Raw genomic sequence first — 23,097 nt, forward strand, 5'->3', positions numbered from 1 at the left:
TCTGACGGATCCCCATTCCTTTCAGGTTGAGAAACTCTCAGACATTCGGATTGTTGATGGATCGTGAACATCCTCAGAAATTGCTTCGCCCTCCCTCAAGACAGGGGAAAGCCTTGCGTGTACTTGCCCGCAAGGATCTTCAATTCACCAGTCGATCCGAGGGAGCAATTGTGACCTGGATTGTGAAAGATCCAGTGAGTCGAACGTATTTCCAGCTACGTTCAGAACTCTACTTTTTGCTGCAGCAATTGGATGGGCAAACGCCATTATCGGAACTTGTTCAAAAAATGAACGAGACATTTCTAGAGCGAAACTGGACGACTCACGACGTTCTAGGGCTGATCAAAGATCTAATCGGCAAACAGCTGGCTCGCAGTCTCATTGTCGATCCTGAACTCGTTCTTCTGAAAACAGAAAAAAACGCGACTAAAAAAGGCTGGTTCAATCCTCTCTATTTTCGACTTCCGGGATGGGATCCAACGGCAGTCCTGAATTGGCTAATGCCCTTCTTTGCATGGTTTTACTCACGAGCCGCTGTTCTGTTTTTTTCCTGCTGTACCTTGCTTGCTTTTGGGGCACTTGTCGGGGAATGGGATCGTTTCTGGGCAGAATTTTCATTTACTGCTTTTCATTCCACCGGCAAGGGGATTTATTGCTTCTGGCTCGCGCTGGCGTTGACGAAAGCGATTCACGAATTATCACACGGAATACGATGTCGATTACTGGGTGGCGAAGTCCATGAAATTGGTGTCGCAATGATCGTCTTCAGCCCGTGTCTGTATTGCAATGTCTCCGATGCATGGTGTTTGCAGAGTCGCTGGTCGAGAATTCAAATCTCACTGGCAGGCATTTACGCGGAACTCGTGTTGGGAAGCTTAGCCTTCGGACTCTGGTTACTGACAGGACCTGGGTTTACCCATGACTTTATGGCTCATGTGATCGGAGTAACGCTCTGCAGCACTGTGCTTGTGAACCTGAATCCGTTGCTGAAATTTGATGGCTATTACGTATTTTCCGATCTTCTGGGAGTGACCAATCTCCGGGAAAAATCGAAGAAGTTATTCCACTACCAGTTAGCGGAAATCGTTTCTGGTAAGTCGCTGCGAAGAAGCACACAGTTACCGCAAAAGTATCAGTTCTTGTATCTGCTCTACCACGTTTGTTCGATTGTTTACACAATGCTGATTCTGTTTGTGATTTCAGAGTTTTTGCATCATCTGCTCAAGCCGTATCAACTGGGGTGGATCTCAAGAGTGGTCTTCGTTCAGGGATTGATGACGATGCTGATTCAGGGACTGACGTCGTTTTACAAACTGATTAAAGAACACAAGGATGTTTCCATGCGACCGGTTCGCCTCATTTTGCCACTCCTGTTTGCCGGAGCTTCAGGCTACTTCCTTTTTGCGGTACCGCTCTCCAACCGAACGACCGCTCCTTTGGTCGCCACTCCCAAACTTTCAAGCTATCTGGTTGCAGATGACTCAGGAACATTGTCTGAAGTTGAACATCGAAATGAGCATCATACCGTCGAATCCGGTCAGAAAGTACTGACGCTGCAGGATACTCAACATGAGCGCAAAGCGATTCGCCTGCGCGCAGATCTTGAAAAACAGAAAGTCATCACAGCTCTCAACGAGCATCTCTCCCAGCCACAGTTGGTGGCTCAGTCGCGAGATCTGGAAAATTACCATCTGCGACGTATGAAGCTTTTAGAAGTAGAGGTTGGAAAACTGAACGTACTGGCTCAAAGTTCGGGTATCGTCATCCCTGCTGCTTCCATTCCAATAGCAGAAACACTTGAGGAAAAGATCGAAAATAAAACATGGGATGGAGACATCTACAACACCACCGATTCTCATCCGTATGTCGCTCGTCAAACTCCGCTCCTCAAAATCTACGAGGATTCTGAATTCACAGCCGCAATTCTGGTGACAGAAGAGGAAAAGAAGGCTTTGAAAGTCGGGCAGCAGATTACTCTGCGGTTACAGGGGTTTCCCGATGTTCCTATTTCGGGAACAGTCAGTTATCTCTCGGATCATGTCATCAAGAACAGGGCCGGTGAAGATTGGGAGCTGAGAAATCTGCTGAACTGGGAAACGCAATTCAATGCGGCTTCAGATGCAGAGTCGGCTCGATATGTTGTCCGAGTTTCCTGGAGTCGTCAACAGCTTCCGTTGATTGCTGGAATGCAGGGACAGGCATTGATTGAACATCCTTCAAGCACATTAGCCGAGCGTATCGGGAACTATCTGTGGAAAAACTATCTCCGTCGATCCTGAATCTATTCGAGTGAATCGTATGTTTATTGTCCGGAATATTCTGAATAATTCTCCGCATAGAATTCCACGGCAGTTGACATGGCTTAGAGAATGCAGCGAAATACTGGATTGTGCTAACAATCTGCGTGGTCTTACCGATTCTGAATTGAAATCTGAATCTTTGAAATTGAAACAAATCTTTGCTGAACAGCGAGGCGGCACCCGGGATGTGGTGCAGGCATTTTCCATCATGCGAGATGCTGCCAGACGTGTCCATCAGCAGGAACACTATTTCAATCAACTGCTGGCCGGACGAGCACTTCTGGATGGTTACATCATTGAAATGCAGACGGGTGAGGGCAAAACGCTGACCGCGTTATTACCTGCTTACGTGCATGCACTTTCAGCACGTGGCTGTCATGTGATCACCGCTAATGAATATCTGGCGGTCCGCGACCATCAGTTTTCAAAACCGATTTTTAACCTGCTTGGAATATCTACCGGCGTGATCAGAAATCAGGACAATCGCAACGAACGTCGTGTTGCATATTCCAGAGATGTGACCTACGCCACAGAAAAGGAAATTGGCTTCGATTATTTAAAAGATCGCCTTCTGATCGAATCAGAACCAAACAGAATGTCTGACGACGAAACCCTAATAGAGCCACATGATCGACCTGTGCATCGTACAGAAATGAATGCCGCAATTATCGATGAAGCGGACAGTGTTCTGATTGATCAAGCCCGCATGCCATTGATCATCGCCGAAGCGATTCCGGCAGACGCTGGAGAAGTTGAGAGATATCGCTGGTGCCGGGAAACTCTTCCCAAATTTCGTCCTGAGAAAGATTACCTGTTAGACCCTCAGTTGAGGCGAGTCAAACTGAAACCGGACGGTCGAAGTAAACTTGTTCTGGAGCAGAAATCAGAAGGAATGGGTGGCTATCGCTGGCATGACTTACAGGTGGCAATGGAAAACAGTCTCACGACGTCACATTATTTTCGAAAAGATCGTGACTATCTGATTGTGAATGATCAGATTGAAATTATCGATCAAAATACCGGACGTGTAATCCCTGGACGAAAATGGCAACACGGATTGCAACTGGCCATTGAAATGAAAGAAGAATTCACTCAGATCGAACAAACCTCCACCACGGCTCAAACCACCGTTCAGCTTCTTGCCAGGAAGTATCGGTTCCTGTGCGGGATGACCGGGACTGCGAAATCGATCGCCGGGGAATTGGAACAGTATTACGATCTGGAAACCATTCAAATTGCAACCAGGCTTCCTTCAAAACGAACTGAAGTCAAAACAAAGCTCTTTAAAACCCGAGCCGAAAAATGCAACGAGATCCGAAAAGTCGTTCAGGAGTTAGTCGAGCAAAAACGAGCAATCCTGATTGGTACGCCTACGGTTCAAAGTTCATTAGAATTGGCAGAGGTACTTCAGTCTGCCGGAATTGAATTTGAATTGCTCAATGCCGCCAACCATGCACTGGAAGCAGAAATCATTTCTCAAGCGGGACAACCCGGGCAGGTCACAATTGCCACAAACATGGCTGGTCGAGGAACCGATATCCAGGTCGATCGTGAAGTTTTGAGCCGCGGTGGATTGCATGTAATTCTGAGTGAAATGCATTTTTCAAGTCGCATTGACCGTCAGTTGATTGGGCGAACTGCTCGTCAGGGAGAACCTGGTTCGTATCAGTTTTTGCTCTCGTTTGAAGATGATCTCTTCGAGCAGTTGCCAATTCAATTTCAGAAGAAGGTTCAGAACTATTCTCTATCGCTCAAAGGTACTGAAGTCCCTTCGCGGGCGATCCACTGGTTTCGATCGGCTCAACAAAAACTCGAACGGGAGCATGGACAATCTCGAATGAAGATGTACCAGCATTCGACAATGCTGCAACAGGAATTGGAATCGTTGGGTCTGATTCCAGAATTCCTGACCGACTGAATTTCAAAGCCGGCATTCCCGCTATGGCGATTTCCATCTGAAATACAGAGAATTGCCATGCTTTTAATTGGTATTCCCGAGCAGGCTCATTTATGCTGAGATCAACATTCCGAACGCATGACAATGTGTCATACCGTTTATATTTTCCAGTGCGTCTTCCACACTAATAATTTGGGTTGATGTTCTTATAAAGCACGACAACGGAGTGCGTTACAGTTATTTGATGCCCAAATCTAAGCCCTGAATGGGCACTAGACCAGAATTGTTTAATCCAAATACCATATAAATGAGTGCAATTCGTTACTCTATGTTGGATCCTTTTACCGCGATGGAATCAAGAAACGCCCTGCTTTTTCCGTAAAGACATTGAACTGGTTATGACTATCGTGAATTCTCATTGCCAGATTCCAATGCGATTGCACGAGATTATGTTTTGGGGTTTTCAGACACTGCTGCTCTTTACCGTCTTGGGATGTGGTCCCATCAATTCTTCGGAACCACAACAGATACAGGAGGTTCACTCCTCGGAAGCCTCAATAGAGAAGACTTTCACTTTGAGTGATGAACTTTCACAAATTTCCCGCTACTCGGTTATGAGTTCCTGCTCTTCGACGGGGTGTCATGGTCAGGAATTCCCCGTGAAAACGAATACCGAGGTCAGGAGTTGTGGTCGAAATGAAGCGGTGATCTGGCATGAGGTCGATCCTCACACAGGAGCATTGAGCTGTCTGAATTCTCCTCTTGCAGCTCAAATCATGAGCAAGTTATACGATGAGAATAATCGCCTGGCGATCCGGGAGACCAGCTGTTTAAGTTGCCATGCTCCTCAGCTAATTCCTTCTGGATTTACTGAAAAACAAATTGAACTGGCAGTCATGCCGCAGAATACAGAATGTATGATGTGTCATGGTGTCGAAGGGGAATGGATTCAAGCTCATCCGAACTGGTCAGTCAGCCTTGAAAATAGCGATGAAAAACGGATGCGCGACGCGGGGATGACCCCGTTAAGTCAACCTCATCAAAGAGTTCAGCTATGTGCAAGCTGTCATATCGGATCTGCCGGTGATGCAAACCAGGGAATGGTTTCACGAGAGGTGAATCATGATATGATCGGAGCAGGACATCCTCGTCTCGATTTTGATTTCTCCGCGTTTTCCAATGCCATATTACCACACTGGAATCATGAGCATGAGGAAGATCACGATCATCTGTCCAATTGGATTCTAGGGCAATGGTATGGCATGCAAGCCACTCTCGAATTGTTGGAATACCGGCTCCAGACAGATGCGACTGGAAACTCTCAGCTGGAATTTTCAGAGATGAATTGCTTTGCCTGTCATCGCGATCTGGATAATCGAGTATTGCCGATGAAGGTCAATCAGCATGAAGGTTCCAAGTGGGGAAATCCCTATCAAGAATTCTTCCCGGCAATGCTGGATAGTTTTTTTCACGCTCAGAACGACAACAAGGAATCTTTAGTCGAGATTGTACAACTTAAAAACAATCTGGCATCCATTGACAAAGGGTTTGAAATTCATAATTGGAGCCGTCTCGATCGCGAGAAGGGATCTTGTAAAAACAGTTTGAATGCCATGGAGCTGATTCAACAGAGTGAGATCCTGATCACGCCATTCAATAGTGAGATCGAAATGGCGCAGGTGGAAACATTTCTGGCTGCGGTTCAGAAAACGGTCCGTGAGGATTTAAGACAGAATCATCTGAGCTGGAGAAAAGCGGTTTCTTTGACACTCCTGATCCCGCATTTGCTTGCAGAGGTGGAAATACAAACGGCCCTCAAAGTGGAAATTGAATCCGAACTGGATGAACTCCGTCAAGTTTTGGATTTCGAAACCATTCCGGATTCGTCCGGTGCTGGGCGAAAATATTTGTTCCATAGCCCTGCTGGCTACTTTGCCAATGCAGAAACTGGAATCCTGATCGAATCAATCCTGTCTAAACTGGATTCAATATTTTCGATCAAAGATCCAGATGTGATCCCTGAGCCCATACTTGATACACAAACCCCCTTGAACTGACTTCCCAACACCGAGAGACAAACATGACAAATAAGTCATCTTCACTGTTGAATATTCATTCGCAAAATCGTGGGCAAAATCACTTGCTAATTTCTGGATGCCTGCTCGTGATGTTGATTCTCTTTGGTCATGGCCGCGAAGTTGAGGCACAGGTAGAAAATAATCTTGTTGTGAAACAACTTTGCGAACAGAGAAATCAGGAGGGTGATTTCCTCAATTACAATGGACACGAACTTACACAACTGCAGGCTTGCAAGCGATGTCATGGAGGACCTCTTTCTTCCACGAATTCTATCGAAGAAGATACCTCGACGGCTCAGAATCCGATCATCGGACAAGACCTGATCCGTGCTTCGACGGATGGTTGGTTTCTCGGCAATGAAATGACAACATGGGAAACTTTCGACAAGCACGCGCAAGCCTATGTGGCCCTGGAAAGTGGGTTGGCACAATCGATGGCTACTCTGCTGGGTATTGTCGATGAAAAAGGAAAATCATTAATTCATCACGACTTGCGATGTCTGGCCTGCCATTCCTCCATTCCCGTTGAAAATTATCTCACCGAATTTCCAGACGACTGCAAGGTGACTGGAAAAACTTATGTCACGGTTTGTGCCGGATTGGGAAATTCAGCCGAGAACAACCGCTCCCTTAAACAGGTCTATGGTGTTAGCCTGCTGGCAGGGGTGAGTTGTGAAGGCTGTCATGGTCCGGCAGGCGATAAAAAAGCAGAAGACAATGATGGCATTCGTGGATGGGGAAATTTGCATTGGATGGATGAAAACTGGCGTCATTACGATTCTGCCAAGCGGTATGCATCGGGACAATGGGATGTTCGCAGTTATGTCAACCGTGCCCGGATATGTGCTTCCTGTCATATCGGAAATGTCAGGCAGGGGAAAATTATCACTCACGAAATGTATGCGGCCGGGCATCCCCCGTTGCCGAATCTGGAAGTGGCAACTTACTCCAACCAGGAGCCTTCGCACTGGAATGGATTCTTTGACAAATCTCCAGAACTGAAAACGGAATATGCCAGCAAAGTGCTTCCCGATGTCAATCTGGAGGAAGTCTTTACCAGTACGTCCAGGGTCGCCGAGCAAACAACAATCATGCTGGTCAGCGGTCTGATGAACATGGCTGAGCAATTGCGATTATCAGCTGACTTACTCGATCCTGAAGTTCACAGTCCCTTGCATCAAATTGCGGAACAAGACTCCTCGATTGAATTTCACAGCTGGCCAGAATTTGCCAACTATGCCTGCTTCAATTGTCATCACGATCTTCGAACGGGAACCTGGAGACAATCCCGCAAGTTAATGCTGAAACCTGGCCGACCTAATATTCATGAGTGGCCGCTCGCTTCAGCCAAACTGGCGAGCATGTATTTCAATGATGTTTCTGGTTATGAGGCTCAACTGAAGCCTTTGGTTCAGTCATTGAATGCCGCTCCATTTGGGAATCCCGTTTCCTTGATGGAATCGTCCAGAGGCCTTGCCGATTGGTTGGAAAAGAATGCCTGGGAATTGTCCCACAATCCGGTCTCCGTTGAGAAATTGCCGGAATTGATGACGTCTATCTGTACCTTGGCTGAAGAAGAACGGGATTACGATTCCGTTCGCCAGTTAATCTGGTCTTATGTGGTCGCCTATGACGAATTTATGTTCCTGAATTCAGACATGACGGCTCGAATCATTCACCGCGATGTCAAAGAATCTCCCCTGTTTGCAGGCTGGTATGACAATCAATCGAATGAGATTACGGATTGTCTGCGAAACTTTCAGGAGCATGTCATGTTGGATTTGAATCGTTCTCGCGAGCGGAAAGTGTTGTCCATTCAAGGCATGAATTCGCGAAACGACAGCCCAGTCAATTTCGGCATTTACGAACTTGATCTCTCGGCTGTCTTTCCCATGATCTCTGCTTACGAAGCCAAAGAACTTCAGACGAATTTTCAGAAACTGAAATCGCTGAGTGAAAAATTAGTAGAGGTGCAATAAGTTATGGAACTGCGATCGCGTACATTTTAATTAAGAAATGGACAATCATGACGAACAGGCAGATTGGTTAAGCTAAATAAGATTCATGCAACTTAAGACTTGTGACAGTTACTAAAAACGTATGAATCGAAACCGGTGCAGGTTATCGTATTGGCTGTACTGCGCTTTCCCAAAACTTCGATGATTTAATAGAGATAGGCGCAGATTCTTTCAGAATGAAGTCCAGTCGACTTCCAAGGCTTGAGGTCGGGATGAATAGTTTCCAGTTAATCATCATCGCATTTTTTGCCAGTCTATTATCAGCAGGTCATCCTCTGATCGCAGAGGACTTCTCTGGACCAAGCCTTAATCCTCTGCCTGTTATTAATGCTCAACCAACCCCAGCCAGGCACGATGTTTCTGATAACCTGAGTCAAGGTCCCCTGCTCTATTTGGGGGCGGTCTCCTGCTCTTCCTCAAATTGCCATGGTAGTGTGAAGGCAAATGCTCCACTTTCTTCGCTTTCCTATACCATCTGGAAACGGCAAGATCCCCATGCACAAGCCTACCGCACATTAACGAACGACCGCTCAAAGAAAATCGCCGAACAATTACAACTGGAAGCTCCCGCAGAAAAGTCAGCGATTTGTATCAATTGTCATGCCGCTCCTCAGAATACTTATGAGTTTTCCAATTCAACAACCAACTCTTCGAATCTTGAATTTGTTTCGAACGGAGTCAGTTGTGAAGCCTGTCATGGGCAGGCTGCAAAATGGCTGGAACCACACCGAAGTTATACCTGGAATTCACCACTCTGGAATGAATCTCGTAAGAGCAAGACTGGGTTCAAACAACTCAAATCGACAGTCATCCGCGCAGAAACCTGTGCGAGTTGTCATATCGGAAGTGCTGGACGTGATGTCAATCATGAATTGATCGCTGCCGGGCATCCCAGGCTGTTATTCGAGTACACATCCTATATGGATTTGTATGCTCAACAGGCAGCGCATTGGGATATTGGGAAAGATCATAAACGATCAGATGGAATCAACTCTGCTGAATCAGCTGATCACGCATTGAATTCCTGGGCCATTGGCCAACTGGTCTGTTCCAGTCAAGTTCAGAAGCTTCTGCATCAGCGATCAGAGAACCCCAATGCAGTGTGGCCGGAACTTGCGGAGTATTCGTGTTATTCCTGTCATCACGATTTATCTCGCACTGAGTCACCTGATCCGAACTGGCGACAAAAAGCTTTTGCTCCAATAACAAGACCATTTGTGCGTTCGGAATTCTATTCTCTGTTTAATCGTGCCATATTGGAGTCTGCGGGTCTCAAAGTTGGCCACGATTCCATGAGCAAACTGGAATCGCTGAACATTCAAGTCTGCCAGATGAAACCGCAGCATCGCGATCAGATTAATGAACTTTCTGATTCGGTTTCCAATCAACTCGATCTGCAAATCCAACACTATATTTCGCAGACGAAGGATCTCGATCAGTTGCGTAAAAATATATTGTCCGATCTACTGAATCAGGATCGCGTTGATTCCATCCAAAGCTGGGATGTGGCAACTCAATATTTTCTGGCACTCTCTTCATTGAACACAGATCTGCTTAACTCACAACAGAAAATGCAATCGCTTAGGGCATTGCTGACTATTCGGTCTAATCTGGCATTTCCCTCATTCGAGGTGGATCGGCTTGGCACTCAACAGAAATATCTGATTAACAGCCCGCAATGGAACAGCCCTGTCCCATTATTAAAGATCCAGCATGAGATTGAGTCACTTCAATAAACCATTTCTGGATGGCTTTACACTTTCAATCTCCGTCTGCAAGCAAAGACCTTGCTTTTCAAGTCTCTTCGCTTTTTGCCAACCGAATCGGTTGTTTGGCTGAACTTTACGACTACTATCCTTGCCCAGATCTATCCCCGTGTCCACTGTCTTTTTGCATTTTGACTTCTCGCAAGTCATTCAATTCAATTGGAATTGTTTGGTTCCATGTGGTGAAAAGTTTCTAACCAATTATAATTGTTATATGTTGTTCCAGGCCGCAAAGATTGGATTTTGCATCAGACAGCGTTGATCAGTCGCAAATTTTACAGCTGTGAGATCATGCGACGAACCTTTCCAGAATTGTTTTGCAACTCAAACTGCAGAACTCGCGTATCGAAATGACTATGGATTCTAAAAAATCATCTGCAGATCGACATCCCAAAACCACACATGAGATCTCCGCAATCTTTCTGAAACAATATCCTCTGTGTTTTCAGAAGTTTCTCCGAGATATCGAAAACGAATCTGCAAACGACTTAATCGTCTATCTGGAATACGATCCCGTCGAAGAGGCGGATCGTGATAAAGTTTTTTATCAGTTGATGTCTTATGTTGTGAAGACCTGTTTGGATCAAGGTACACTCAAAGACGAACAGGAATACACGAGTAAGTATCCCAGTTTTCGCGACGTGATTAAAAAATGCTTTAGCTCTCTGCTCAAGATCAGCCAGAAAACGGAAGTGGAAGAGTTCCTGACAAGTGGAGGAATGGGGGATATCTACAAAGGAAGATATTATTTGTATGAAGGTTCGAGGGTCTGGAATCCTTGCATCATCAAGATTGCCCGTCATGAAGATATTAAAAACTATCAACAACAGCAGTTTACAACGTACGGACATTCCATCGATTTTGAACAGGCTCAAAAAGATCTTTCCGATCGTTTTTTTCGAGAGGTGAATATCACCAACAAGATTGGACAGCCATGGGGTGTCCAGGCATACGAAGCGGGTTGGGTTTCGGGGCGTTCTCACAATGGCGTGTTTCTGTGCCTGGAATTCATTGACGGTTTGAATTTCAAGCAATTCCATGAAAAATTACAGCAGCAGTGCGGAGCAAGTTTGAGTGTGGGAGCGATCTGCGAGCTAATTGCCCAAGTCGCTGAGGCAATGCAAAGATTTCATAATTTCATCATCCATCGAGACATCAAACCTCAGAATCTGATGGTGGTTCTGCGGGGTGGAGACGGGCATCGCTTTGCAAGAGTAATTGATTTCGGAATTGCTAAATATGTGGAGAAAGATAACAGTATCTTCCACAACATTAGCGAGTCCTTCAACATAAATGATGTTGAAAATGCAAAACGGGAAAACTGTTTTCGAGGAACTCCAGATTATGCACCACCAGAACAATTTTTTGATTCAACAGGTGTGGATTGCCTGGTCGACCTGTATGCATTGGGCTGCACGATGTTTGAACTACTTGACGTGAGCAATGCCCCACCCCTTTGCTCACAGGGTTATTCATCGGGTGCCAATGCACGAGACCTGAATGCTCTACAAAAGTTGCATGAGCAGGGATTACCGGAAGTTAAATTTCGACACAAAGATAACCCTAAGGTCCGACAAGTCCTCAAAAAAATGACGGCTCCCAATCTGATGCTCCGCTACCAGAATGCTGCAAGGCTGCTGGAGGATTTGGCCCCATTACGAAATCATGAACAGTTGGCACAGGCCGTACAAGCCATTGCTGACAACACGGAATACAAAAATCCTGATGCTAAACGAAGTTGGTCGATCAAGTCTTTGCTAGGGCGATAAGAGCTTAAAGTGAAATTGAGACCACCTTCAAATAGTATCTGTAGTCGCATAAACACCAAATGTCATAAAACGCTGTCTTTGCTCCTGCTGAACGCTGCAGGTAATTTTTGAATATGCTCAAGATTTATCGCGGCGCGGTTGTTCGCGGCACGCCATTGATTAATGGCCCATTAGAGCATTTCTAAATGCAATGTGCCTTTACATGTGCGATTATTTCCCTGAAATGTTGTATTTGCTCAGGCAGAACGCGGAAGACTGATTTTGGAAATGCTCTGGTTGACTCATTCAACATTCCCGAGAACAAACCAGTTCCCGAAATCGATGGCCATACCTGAGTTTTGTGCGAGGAGATGTCGTCATTTGCAGATTCTGTCGAGGATCTGATACTCCGTAAGGGATAGGGCGCAAGGTAATCCGTCAACTGTCGAGAGCTCGTCAAACAATTCCAGAATGTCGAGACAATTAGCACGGAAGTGTACTGGACTGCTAACAACAGTGTTAAAGGTACGGATTACGATATGCTTGTCTCGTTCGTATCCCGAAGCGTAAGCTTAGACTTCGCTTCTGTCGGACGTAATAATGGAATTATTCGGAATCGAGATTGAAGTCAAACTGGTGTGAACTCTTATCGACGGTCACTTTCAATTCCGTATCTTCGTTGTACTTGGAGGGGATGATTTGCTCGCCAACCATTTCGGTTTCTCCAGTGTCTTCACCGCTATCTATCACAGGAACTTCTTCTTCATTGATGATGGAGGAAATGATAACATCATAGACTCCCATATTAGGACCTTTGCCCTCAGAAATTTCGTATTGTCCACCAACTATGATTGCACCTGCAGCTCGATTGCTTGAACTGCGGGGCTGGAACGATATGGTGCCATTTTCAATCGATTCTCCATTCAACGTAATGGTGCCAGAAACTGCTGCCCGACTCGGGCCTTCGTAGTCCGACCCGCCACAACCAAGGAGAGGAAAGGTGACAAGAAACAAACTGATTAGCAGTTGAAATCGATGAAGTCTCATGATTGGTAATACTTTGTTTTGGACAGTTAAAGAAAACGCAGGCGAGAATGGAAAATCACTCTCACCCGCATTGTGATCAACCAGAAAATCACAAGTTAAAACTCTCCAACGACATTTCCATCATTGAGTGTACAGAGTGCTGGCCATGTATGCCTTGTGTCGTAACCTGGATTGGCCTGATTATCATTTGAGCCATCGTCGTCGATGTTTTCACTCACAAATCGAACACTTCCGTCAACCATAGCAACCTGAACGCCACCTCGATGTAAACTGCTCACTGCAGTTTGTGATGCTGTTGCATTTCCGCAGCAACTCCTGTTTCCTGAGTACCATGTATTTGGAGGATATCTGCCATCAAAGCCTACTGCCCACAGAGTTGCACTCCCGTCGGTTCCAAAGGCTAACGCACCCATCCCTCGAAGTTCTCTGCTACGTGTCGCTGCCGTGTCGTCTGATCCCCGCAGATTCATATGTCGTTCACTCAGAAAGAGTACATTCGAAGTCCCATCGGTAACATCCCGCATACGAATTTTCGACTTGTTTCGGCCCATGTCTCTATTGACCACGTAATTGCTTACAGCATAATTTGACAGAAAATTATTAGTACTGCGGCCTTCATTAGGGCTAGTGGGACAGAGATAGGTATCAACTTGTGATTGCAGCGGATTGGTTGCTCCGTTGTAATCTGCCCCTGCTCCTGGCATCCGACAGCCATCAGGTTGAAGCACATCGTAGAGTGCACTTTCTTCAATGAACGGCAGAATAAAAGTTCCCCAGCCCCATGAGTCACGATTACCGTTTCCGCTGCCAGCGGGGCCACCATCAACCCGTGTCATACATCGGTTCCACTCAGAAGGAGGTGAAGCTGTAGTCCCAGTTGTTTGCTGAATATAGCCTGGAGGGAATACACGGTGCGTATCATGATAGTTGTGCATCCCTAACGCGATCTGTTTCAAATTGTTCTTACAACTTGAACGACGAGCCGCTTCACGCGCCTGTTGCACAGCGGGCAGCAATAATGCCACCAGTATGGCGATGATTGCGATAACAACAAGAAGCTCGATTAACGTAAAACCGCATCGTTGCAGTGACTTTGAAAATTTGCGAACTTTCATTGTTACTCCTCAAGAAAATGAATTGGAACAGAAGCTAGATTTTGGATTACCTTCAGAGAATTCGAAGATAGAATTTATTTGATCTTAACAGCACAGCCGTACATGTCAACATAATTGTGTTTATTGTTATAAAATGACCGAGTCTATGTGCGGGAATTGCACTCAGTTTTTGACGTAGCCCGTCAGGTGTCAATAACCATGCGTGAGTAATACTCTACAAATACAGACTCTAAAAATACAGACTCTAATTCATTGTGTGTCCCAAAATAATCTACTTCTCAACCAGTGGCGTACGTTGTTGTCAATAAATGACATCTGAAATTATAAACGGGAGATTCTCGAAAAACGTATTGAATACGCAAGCTGGAACAAACATCAGCTATTGAAAGATGATTGTTCTATCCACCGATATTAGGGGTTGCCAGGGAATTCAGGTGCTCAAGTCGAGCTTGGAACTGTAACCGGGATTGTGACAATCGATGGCAAGCCGTTACCCGATGCCATTGTGGTTTTTTCACCTATTGAAAAATCGGAATCCATCTACTGGTCGCTCGGATGCGAGCGGTAAGTACGTACTGATTTATCTCTATCTGGGAAAAGGGGCTATTGTCGGTAATCACAAAGTCGTTATCACAGCAGGAGATTGAATTGATACTACTGCCTCTGGTGCAGATGACACACTTGCTGTCGATTTTCAACCTTCAGAAGGCTAAAGGTGCAAGTGGATTGAACCAAGATTGGACAATGACAAACAAAATGCAATTCCAGAAAAGTATAATGCTCAGTCTGAATTGTCCGCATCTGTAACTGAGGGCAGTAATACCCACGATTTTTCTCTTGAATCAAAATAATTCGGGGGGCTGCAGGAAGTATGTACGGATAACCGAAGGTGACACGTAGCTGACGATCTTGACACACTTCATTTTTAAAAAGCCAGCTTATACAGAAGGCCAATACACTTAGCTGACAATGCACTGAGTGTCAGCCTCCGGGGTGGCGGGAGCGATCTCGAAGTGAAGCCTTCGAATCGTTGAACTTCCGGAGGCTTCCGCAGAAGCGGAGTGCCACGCCACCCGGTTTGAGTGTTTTCCGGTTTTCATTGGGAGCGCGGTATGGATGCTAAGTTTTATTCGAGATTGTTCAAGAAGGTTCGCGATCACTCTTCTAACCGAGACTTCAACCACGAATAAATACTCACCCCGATTTGCTGGTAACCGATATTGTTGGGATGGACGCCATTGTTCACGGGGTAGCCATTGACAATATCCAGGTTTAATTCGGTGGGGACGAGGAACAGGTTTTCTTTTTCACAGCCTGCGTATTTTTCGATTTGCCTTTGTACTAACCGGTGCTGAATTTTCTTCCAACCCCAACGACTATAGCGATCCTTGTAGTTGGCAAAAAATGCTTTCTGACGAGAATTCCCGGGTGTGGTCAAACAAATTCCCACCTCTGCCTGTGGCACGGCAGCTTGCAGCTCTTTGATGAAGAGATCAGCCTGGGTGAACATGCCATCGATTTTTTCATCTATGGCGTCCTGATTCGCAGAAAAACAATCGTTGATACCCAGCATAATGACGACCGTGTCTGGCGTGTTGCCGTTGAATTCTTCTTTGAAGTAGCGTTTGAAATCGAGGCCCGGCTTGCCGTCCTTGTCTAGATACACGAATGGGCTGCTGCGTTTACTATGGGTACCATCTGGATTTGGCTCGTACTGCGAGACGAACCGTTGCCAAGTCCAGCCACCGTAACCTTCATGAGCGACGCCCGCGGCGGCTGATTTCGGTTTGTGCGTGCCCAGCATTTGCCATTCCGGATTTCCGGGTGTTGAGAGGAGCCGGGCGATTTCGTTGGAGTATGCGGTTGCGTGTGTTAAGCTGTCACCGATAATTAACAACCGAAAGGTGTCGCGATTGGAACCGGAATTAGCCGCTGAAACATGTAGGATTGTTTTCGCTGTTCCCAGGATCGTCCCGTTGGCGTCAGTCACTTTGACCGATAAAGGATGCTGGCCAACATCAGACGGTGTCGGCGTGATGGTCCAGCGAGTCTGCTCGGCAGTACCGATTTCACAACGGACTTCAAACCGATATTTTTCTGGTGTTTCAGTCAGCACAATGTTGTCATAGTAGATATTCATCTCCACGCCGGGCACCGCGTAAAACGTGGGCGGTAACGTCAGCTGTAGAGAACTTGTATTGTCTGCTGCGGCTGCGGGGAACGCTGACAGCATCAAGAGGAGTGTTAAAAGGGTCAGCAATCGGGGGGAGTTCATTTTTTGCACGGAACACTCACTCTGGTATTAGCCGGGATTTCCCATTCGTGTTGAGCCTGAAACCTCTCCAGGCATAGTCCGATTCCTATCCTAACACCGCCCTCCCCCTCCAGTACAACGAATGCGACCTGGTATCCAAATTACGATAGAAAGAAAATCGCAAAGTTGATGAGAATTTCCAGCTTGGTGTTAGAGGCTTAGACGCCAGGAATTTCGCATTTTTAGCGAGGAGGCAATGCTGTATTCGTTTTGGAATGTGTCCTGTTAGTCTCTGCAATGTTCTTGCTCTGTCTAAACTTTCGTGCTTATGATCGCATAACATGGCTTATGGGACTATCTTCATTATTATTTGCCTGGTTTCGAGCGTATCGAGTCTTTGCATATCGACTTCATTGAAGCGTCATCATAAAAGATTCGTTCATGATGACCGACATTGAGCGAGAGTTTCAAGTGTGGTGGATGGCATCTCTGAATAGAAATTTGACCCTATGAAATACCGATTCACAGTAACTAATTTACTTGTCCTGGCGGCCCTCCTGTTTGTCTTGGATTCGTCGAACTTAGCGGCCGACGAGTTGTTTCCCGATGAATTGGTGCATTTCAATCCGTATCAGAAGAATCCAGTTTTTGCGGGAACCGCAGCTGATACATGGGACAATAAAATCCGCGAGCGTGGCTGCATCCTGCGGCATGGTGGAATGTGGCATTTATGGTACACCGGCTATAACGACGAGCGAGCCGATACGAAGATGCTCGGCTATGCAACCTCACCGGATGGCCTGACATGGAAGCGGCATGCAGAAAATCCGATCTTTGACAAAGTGTGGACCGAAGATGTCCAGGTCGTGCATCACGACGACACGTTTTACATGGTTGCTGAAGGCTTAGGCGACATTCCACACATGTTGACTTCTCCAGACGGGATCCACTGGACTGAGCGTGGCAAGCTTGATGTTAGAAATACCGACGGTTCCCCATTGACACCGGGCCCTTATGGCACGCCGACATTGTGGATCGAAGGGGACACTTGGTATCTGTTTTACGAGCGCGGAGACCGCGGCGTCTGGCTGGCAAAATCGACGGATCGTAAAACTTGGAAGAACGTCCAGGATTCCCCTGTCATCGACCGAGGCCCTGACGAGTACGATCGTCATGCTGTCGCTTTGAATCAAGTCATTCGCTACCGTGGTCGTTACTACGGTGTTTATCACGGCAATGGAGATCCGAATTGGAAAGGGCCCTGGACGACCTGTCTTGCCGTGTCGGATGATCTTGTGAACTGGAAAATATACCCCGGCAACCCGATCATCGGAACCAACAACTCAAGCGGTCAAATGGTTCACGATGGCGAGCAGTATCGGCTCTATACTATGCACCCCGACGTTCGAGTCTATCTCCCGCAGGACGCGATTTCAGATGAGTAGTTAGCACGCACGTAACTTCCTCGTTCCCAAGGTCCTCCATCTGAACGCGAGCTCTCGAAGCTCTGCTTCGTTTTCACGGGCTTTCGATCCCACAATCACTTGAAGCAGAGCTTCAACCCCAAACTTGTTCCCAGGGAGGACCTTGGGAACATGTTGAATAACCACTCCTTACACCTTATTCTTTATCCGCTTGGTAGGTCACTTTGTTCACGTCGACTCGGAGTTCTTCGAGTCGTTTGGCAACTTCTTCGGGGATCTCAGCCTGGTAGCGACCGCCAATCTGATCCGCCAGGAAGGCTTCGATTTCAGCATACATGGCCATCCGATTGACCGGTTTGGCAAAGCCGTGTCCTTCGTCGTCTGCCAACAGGTAGCTGACTTCGTGTCCCCGATCCCGCAATGCAATCGCGATCTGATCGGCCTCAGCTTGTTTCACTCTCGGGTCATTGGCTCCTTGCACGATTAACAGAGGTTTCGTAATTTTATCGGCACTGAAGAGTGGACTCGCTTCCCGGATTCGCTTCTTGCCTTCTTCCGTGTTTGGGTCGCCAACCATTCCATGCAGGAAGGCGCGTCCTGCTTCCCAGTAAGGAGGAATCGAATCAAGCAACGTCGAGATATTGCTGGGGCCAACGATATCGACACCACAGGCGTAAAGGTCGGGAGTGAATGCGAGTCCGGCCAGAGTCGCATAGCCTCCATAGCTTCCCCCCATAATCGCGACTCGATCTTTATCGGCAATGCCTTCATCAATCAGGTACTTCACTCCCCAGGTAATGTCATCCTGCATCAACTTGCCCCACTGCAGGTCGCCGGCGTTGAGAAACTTTTTGCCGTATCCACCGCTCGCACGAAAATTGGGCTGTAGAACCGCGTAGCCTCGGTTGGCCAGAAATTGAACCAGAGGGTTGTAGCCCCACGAATCACGAGGCCCCTTGGGGCCGCCATGCACGAGAATCACAACTGGAAGATTCTTCGCTTCCATGCCAACGGGAATAGTCAAGTAACCAGGAATTTCCAGGCCATCGCTGCTCGTGTAGCGAATCGACTTCATCGGAGCCAAATAATCTTCGACTTCTTTAAGTTCTGGCCGGGGCGTGTATTGAAAAATTAGTTCATGCTTTTGAGCATCGAAGTACCAGGCTTCGGCTGCGTACTTGTCGCCGTGTACAGCAATTAAGAACTTGCTGTAGTCTTCGGTCGCGCTTTGAAAGGCGATTTCTCTCCCGGGAAATTTCTCCTGTAAAAACTTGTAGTTTGCTTCCCAGGTTTTGTCCCGCCAGTAGTATCGCGTCTTATCATCGGTGTAGGACGTCGAGATAATCTTGCGTGTGTTATGATCCATTTGCAAACCGCCGAAATCGACTCGTTCCTCTGGATCGCTTTCCAAAAATTCCAACTCTTTGGTCTCTGGGTTCAACTTATACAAAGTCTGAAGATCCAGGTCTCCCTTATTGGTCACCAGATAGATGTTCTCGTTTTTCGCATCCCAACCACTCACTCCAGCATTCTCAGTGACGGAAGTCTCGTAGATGGGAACCAGTTTGTCGTTGTCCTTACGCAGTAATGTCGTATTACCTGCAGGGTCGGTTCGGCTGAGTAAACGAAGATTGTCGTCCCAGTCAAATTCATAGCCGGTAATGCGATCTTCATTCTGATAGACCATTGTCAATTCGCCTGTAGAAATCTTGAGCTTGTAAAGATCGTGCCATGCCTTGTCACGATCATTCAGCCCCACCCAGAGCAAATCGGGATTGTTCTCACTGGCGTGAACGATCCGAGCGGAGACATCCTTGAGCGGCGTCAAATTTCGCGAGTCTGGCGTTTCCTTGCTCTCCGCAGGTTTCGCATTGGGATCGACCGCAAACAGATTGATATTTTCGTCGCCATTCGAATCTTTGACGAACAGAATATACTTACCGTCTTCCGTCCAGGCATATCCACGCAAAGGCCGTTTGCTATCGGTCAGCGGTCGCGCTTGATCAAAAGGCTCCGCAAACTCTTTTACCCACACATTCATGATGCCCTGATACGGTTTCATGAACGAAATGAACTTGCCGTCTGGACTTAGCTTACCGCTGGAAATCTCCGGATTTCCAAAAAAGAGCTCCCGATCCAACAACGGCGAACCGGCTTGGGTTTTGATTTTAGTTCCTTGAGAATAGGCCAGGTTTGAGAACATGCCGATAGCCAATGGGATCGTCATCAGCTTGATGGTAAATGCGTTTATCATCGAAAACCTTATAGGAATGAGAGGAAGTAAGTTAAAAGTGCGGCCCTGGCGGGTCCATCCAACAAAATGTCAAGGCGCCGGTGGCCCCTACAGTTCTCGGGCAATTACAAATCAGAGAGATGTAAAACTCAAGGTTGGTTACTAATAGGCATTTTACGGTGAATCGCTCGTTTTTGTAAACTCTCCCATTGTGATACAAGCGACAGCGTGTGTATTCCGTACTTTGCCTCAAAATTGATTGCCCCTCGCAACTCAATCCGTACCCGGTCAAAAACGACGTCAATTGTTGAAAACAGATGGATGACTCCGCTACGTCCACCTGGCTTTCGTATTACAAAGTGCGGAATGCAACCAAAGCCCCTGAAAACTCGGACGTCTGTTCGTTGCTTTTAAACGAGCTTCCGGTAATCCTAATAACACCAGAAATTGCCATTCCTTTGACGTATTTTTGATTAAGAACAACGCATGGTCAGACAATCAGTCCCATTTTTGATTTGCATCATTTATTTGAATGTTCGGCTGGGAGCAGCTGAACCCGCCCCGCAGGTCTCAGCAACACAACCGGGTGTTCGCCTGACGCTCGTCGCTGAACATCCCGATTTGGCAACACCGACCGGCATCGATGTCGATGACAAAGGTCGGGTATGGGTGGTCGCAACGCACACCCATATGCGGCCAGATGACTATGAGGGACCATCGCATGATGAAATTCTGGTATTTGACACATCGCAAGTTCAAACATCACAACGGCAGGTCTTCTACAACTCAACGACTGCCACAATGGATTTAGAACTTGGAGCCGATGGCTGGGTGTATCTGGCAGAACGTGATCGCATTCTACGAATAAAAGATCTGGATGGAAATGGGACCGCTGACGTCGAAGAAGAGCTTGTTGTGTTGACGACCGAAGCCGACTATCCGCACAACGGGTTGTCGGGGCTGTCCTGGCATCCCGATGGCGATCTTGTGTTTGGACTCGGTGAGAATTTTGCCACACCGTGGACACTCGCTGGCACGGATGGTCCTGCGATTCATGGTGCAGCTCAAGGAGGAATCTTTCGTTGTTCGGCAGATGGAAAAAACCTTCGCTGGATCGCCCAAGGACTATGGAATCCGTTTGGGACTTGCGTGCGTGAGGATGGTGAGATCTTCGCTGCGGACAATGATCCGGGTGAGCGACCACCGTGCCGCTTACTGCATATCATTGAAGGCGGAGAATATGGGTACCGGCGGCAGTATGGCCCCGAATCCCATCACCCTTTCGTTTGCTGGAATGGAGAATTGCCGGGAACCTTGCCCATGGTTCACCCGACAGGCGAGGCTCCTTGTGGTGTCGTCCCACTGGGCCGAGGCTTGCTGGTTCCTTCATGGGGTGATCATCGTATTGATTTTTTACAGCTTCACCCAAAAGGGGCCAGCTTCACAGCTGAACTGACAACGATTGCCAAGGGAGGACGTTACTTTCGCCCAACCTGTATCGCGCAAGATCCCAACGTGGGCGGAAGTAAACGGACTTGGTATCTGGCGGACTGGGTCGATGGGCGATACAACGCTCATGGCTTCGGACGCTTGTGGAAGCTGGAGATCGACTTGAATCAAGCCGACTGGGTCGGTCCGCTCAGTATCGAGCCACCAACGAAGGCAGCACAACGAGCAGCCAATTTGCGCAGCGGCAAGACCTTATTAGCCAGAGAAGAACTGCTTCAGCTTGCAGGCGACAAGGATTCATTTTTGGCACGCTCGGCGCTCGTGGCATTGTCGCGGACTGCCAACCAGTGGGAGATCAAGGATGTTCTTGAATGGTCTGCCGAGGATCGAGTGCAGGCCACGATGGCACTCGAATTTTGCCAGGCAGACTCGAATAAATGGCTACCACTTTTCTTAAAAGACAAGAATCAAGCAGTCCGTTTTCAGGCACTGCGGTGGATTGCCAATTCAGACCTCAAGGCGTTTCTTCCAAATGTCGAAACGCTGTTGAACGGGAGTGAGATCAGCTTCACCTCTTTCGAAGCGGCGATGGCGACATGGAACACACTCCAAGGAAAACCAGAAGCTGGAATACGAGATGTTGATGTGTTGCTGGCACGTGTTCAGGACAAAAGCAAAACACCACGACTGCGTGCATATGCGTTGCGGTTGTTGCCTGCGCAATCATCTGCCGCAGGTGAAGCCGACAGCTTGCCAGCCAAAAAGTTTCCCAATGGCCTCACACTCCAATTACTAAGTGAACTCCACGCCGTGAATCACGAAGAACTTTCGCTGGAAGTGACGCGTGCGGCAGCAGGAAATCCGCAAGTCGCCCAAGAGTTATTATTGGAGATCGCGAACAATCAGGATCATTCCGCCAAATTACGAGCCGAGGCCATCGCAGGGTTAGCGGCCATCGCAGCATCTCATTTGAAAACGTTACTCAAACTGACAAAAGACGAACAACGTGTCGTGCGCGAGGAAGCACTTCGTTCCTTACGATCAATCCCACTTTCAGCAGAACAGAAAGAGGAGTTACTAGAACTGACGAAACGATATCCTGAGTCGTATGACCAGATCGTAGTGGTGTTGGAACCTGAATCCCTGAAATCCGATCGTCCTGCTTTCACCGACACCAAGGCCTGGTTGCAACTTCTTGAACAAGTGCAAAGTCCAGCGGACATTGAAAATGGAAGCCGGGTTTTTCATCATACACAGTTGGGGACTTGCTCCCATTGCCATCGACATAACGGACGAGGGAATACGGTTGGCCCTGATCTGACATTACAGAGCCAGCGTGCCTCTCGCGAAGCTTTGTTGATGTCGATCCTCGAACCGAATCGCGAGATCGCTCCCGAATTCCAACCACGTACTCTCTTGTTGAAGGATGGTCGAATCTTCACGGGGATTCGCCTCCGTTCCTACACCAAGGAACAGATCCGTGATGCACACGGTCAAACTCGGACCTTCGACAAGGGAGATGTTGAATTGATCAGAGATTCAAACGTTTCGTTCATGCCAGCTGGTCTGGTCAATACCTTGACGAATCGCGAGATTCGAGATTTGCTTGAATTTTTATTGAACAACGACGACTCCGATGCTCATTTGAACAAACGGGATGTCAATTCGATTAAGACCTCGAAAAACTATTGAAAACTGGTAAACCGAAGTCTCAGCCAGTTCCATTTTGTTGTCTGAAAATAGCCTGTCTTTCGATTCCGCAGACGAA

13 protein-coding genes are annotated in these 23,097 nt (G+C 47.3%); 9 read left to right on the top strand and 4 right to left on the bottom strand.

What is annotated here, in order from left to right; all coding sequences use genetic code 11:
* Positions 1–56: 56 nt before the first annotated feature.
* From Pan54_RS10725 to Pan54_RS10750, 6 genes are all read left to right on the top strand, one after another.
* Positions 57–2,279, top strand: a complete 2,223-nt coding sequence (locus Pan54_RS10725; RefSeq protein ID WP_146503481.1) for an HlyD family efflux transporter periplasmic adaptor subunit — start codon at positions 57–59, stop codon at positions 2,277–2,279.
* Positions 2,280–2,298: 19 nt separating this feature from the next.
* The gene (locus Pan54_RS10730) at positions 2,299–4,218 is read left to right on the top strand and encodes a preprotein translocase subunit SecA (protein WP_242631456.1); all 1,920 of its coding nucleotides are present in this window, start codon (positions 2,299–2,301) and stop codon (positions 4,216–4,218) included.
* 377 nt (positions 4,219–4,595) lie between these two features.
* Positions 4,596–6,254 (top strand): multiheme c-type cytochrome, encoded by a 1,659-nt coding sequence (locus Pan54_RS10735; RefSeq protein WP_146503483.1) that lies wholly within the window; start codon positions 4,596–4,598, stop codon positions 6,252–6,254.
* 23 nt (positions 6,255–6,277) lie between these two features.
* Positions 6,278–8,254, top strand: coding sequence for a hypothetical protein (locus tag Pan54_RS10740; protein ID WP_146503484.1), 1,977 nt, complete (start codon positions 6,278–6,280; stop codon positions 8,252–8,254).
* A gap of 251 nt (positions 8,255–8,505) precedes the next feature.
* The gene (locus Pan54_RS10745; protein ID WP_165441713.1) at positions 8,506–10,029 is read left to right on the top strand and encodes a multiheme c-type cytochrome; all 1,524 of its coding nucleotides are present in this window, start codon (positions 8,506–8,508) and stop codon (positions 10,027–10,029) included.
* A gap of 386 nt (positions 10,030–10,415) precedes the next feature.
* Entirely contained in the window at positions 10,416–11,828 is a 1,413-nt protein-coding gene (locus Pan54_RS10750; protein ID WP_165441714.1) for a serine/threonine protein kinase, read from the top strand.
* 585 nt (positions 11,829–12,413) lie between these two features.
* Here the strand turns inward: Pan54_RS10750 and Pan54_RS10755 are convergent.
* Together Pan54_RS10755 and Pan54_RS10760 are read right to left on the bottom strand one after the other, a co-directional pair.
* On the bottom strand, positions 12,414–12,854 hold the full coding sequence (locus Pan54_RS10755) for a hypothetical protein (protein WP_146503487.1): 441 nt from the start codon (positions 12,852–12,854) through the stop codon (positions 12,414–12,416).
* Between the two features lie 95 nt (positions 12,855–12,949).
* Positions 12,950–13,969, bottom strand: coding sequence for a DUF1559 domain-containing protein (locus Pan54_RS10760; RefSeq protein WP_146503488.1), 1,020 nt, complete (start codon positions 13,967–13,969; stop codon positions 12,950–12,952).
* A 479-nt stretch (positions 13,970–14,448) separates the two neighbouring features.
* Here Pan54_RS10760 and Pan54_RS25810 point away from each other — a divergent pair, with 479 nt between their 5' ends.
* Positions 14,449–14,616: a hypothetical protein gene (locus Pan54_RS25810; protein ID WP_165441715.1), complete on the top strand. Its 168-nt coding sequence runs from the start codon at positions 14,449–14,451 to the stop codon at positions 14,614–14,616.
* A gap of 509 nt (positions 14,617–15,125) precedes the next feature.
* On the opposite strand, the gene Pan54_RS10765 is transcribed toward Pan54_RS25810, so the two are convergent.
* Positions 15,126–16,244 carry an SGNH/GDSL hydrolase family protein gene (locus tag Pan54_RS10765; protein ID WP_146506395.1) on the bottom strand — a complete coding sequence of 373 codons (1,119 nt, stop codon included), beginning with the start codon at positions 16,242–16,244 and terminating at the stop codon, positions 15,126–15,128.
* 488 nt (positions 16,245–16,732) lie between these two features.
* On the opposite strand from Pan54_RS10765, the gene Pan54_RS10770 reads away from it, so the two are divergent.
* Complete coding sequence (locus tag Pan54_RS10770; protein WP_146503489.1) at positions 16,733–17,668, top strand: glycosylase; 936 nt, start codon at positions 16,733–16,735, stop codon at positions 17,666–17,668.
* 175 nt (positions 17,669–17,843) lie between these two features.
* Here the strand turns inward: Pan54_RS10770 and Pan54_RS10775 are convergent, their stop codons facing one another.
* On the bottom strand, positions 17,844–19,901 hold the full coding sequence (locus tag Pan54_RS10775; RefSeq protein WP_146503490.1) for a S9 family peptidase: 2,058 nt from the start codon (positions 19,899–19,901) through the stop codon (positions 17,844–17,846).
* A gap of 465 nt (positions 19,902–20,366) precedes the next feature.
* On the opposite strand from Pan54_RS10775, the gene Pan54_RS10780 reads away from it, so the two are divergent.
* A complete protein-coding gene (locus tag Pan54_RS10780; RefSeq protein ID WP_146503491.1) occupies positions 20,367–23,021 on the top strand; it encodes a PVC-type heme-binding CxxCH protein in 2,655 nt (884 codons plus the stop codon).
* The last annotated feature ends 76 nt before the right edge of the window (positions 23,022–23,097 follow it).

The organism is Rubinisphaera italica, assembly GCF_007859715.1.
Lineage (GTDB): Bacteria > Planctomycetota > Planctomycetia > Planctomycetales > Planctomycetaceae > Rubinisphaera > Rubinisphaera italica.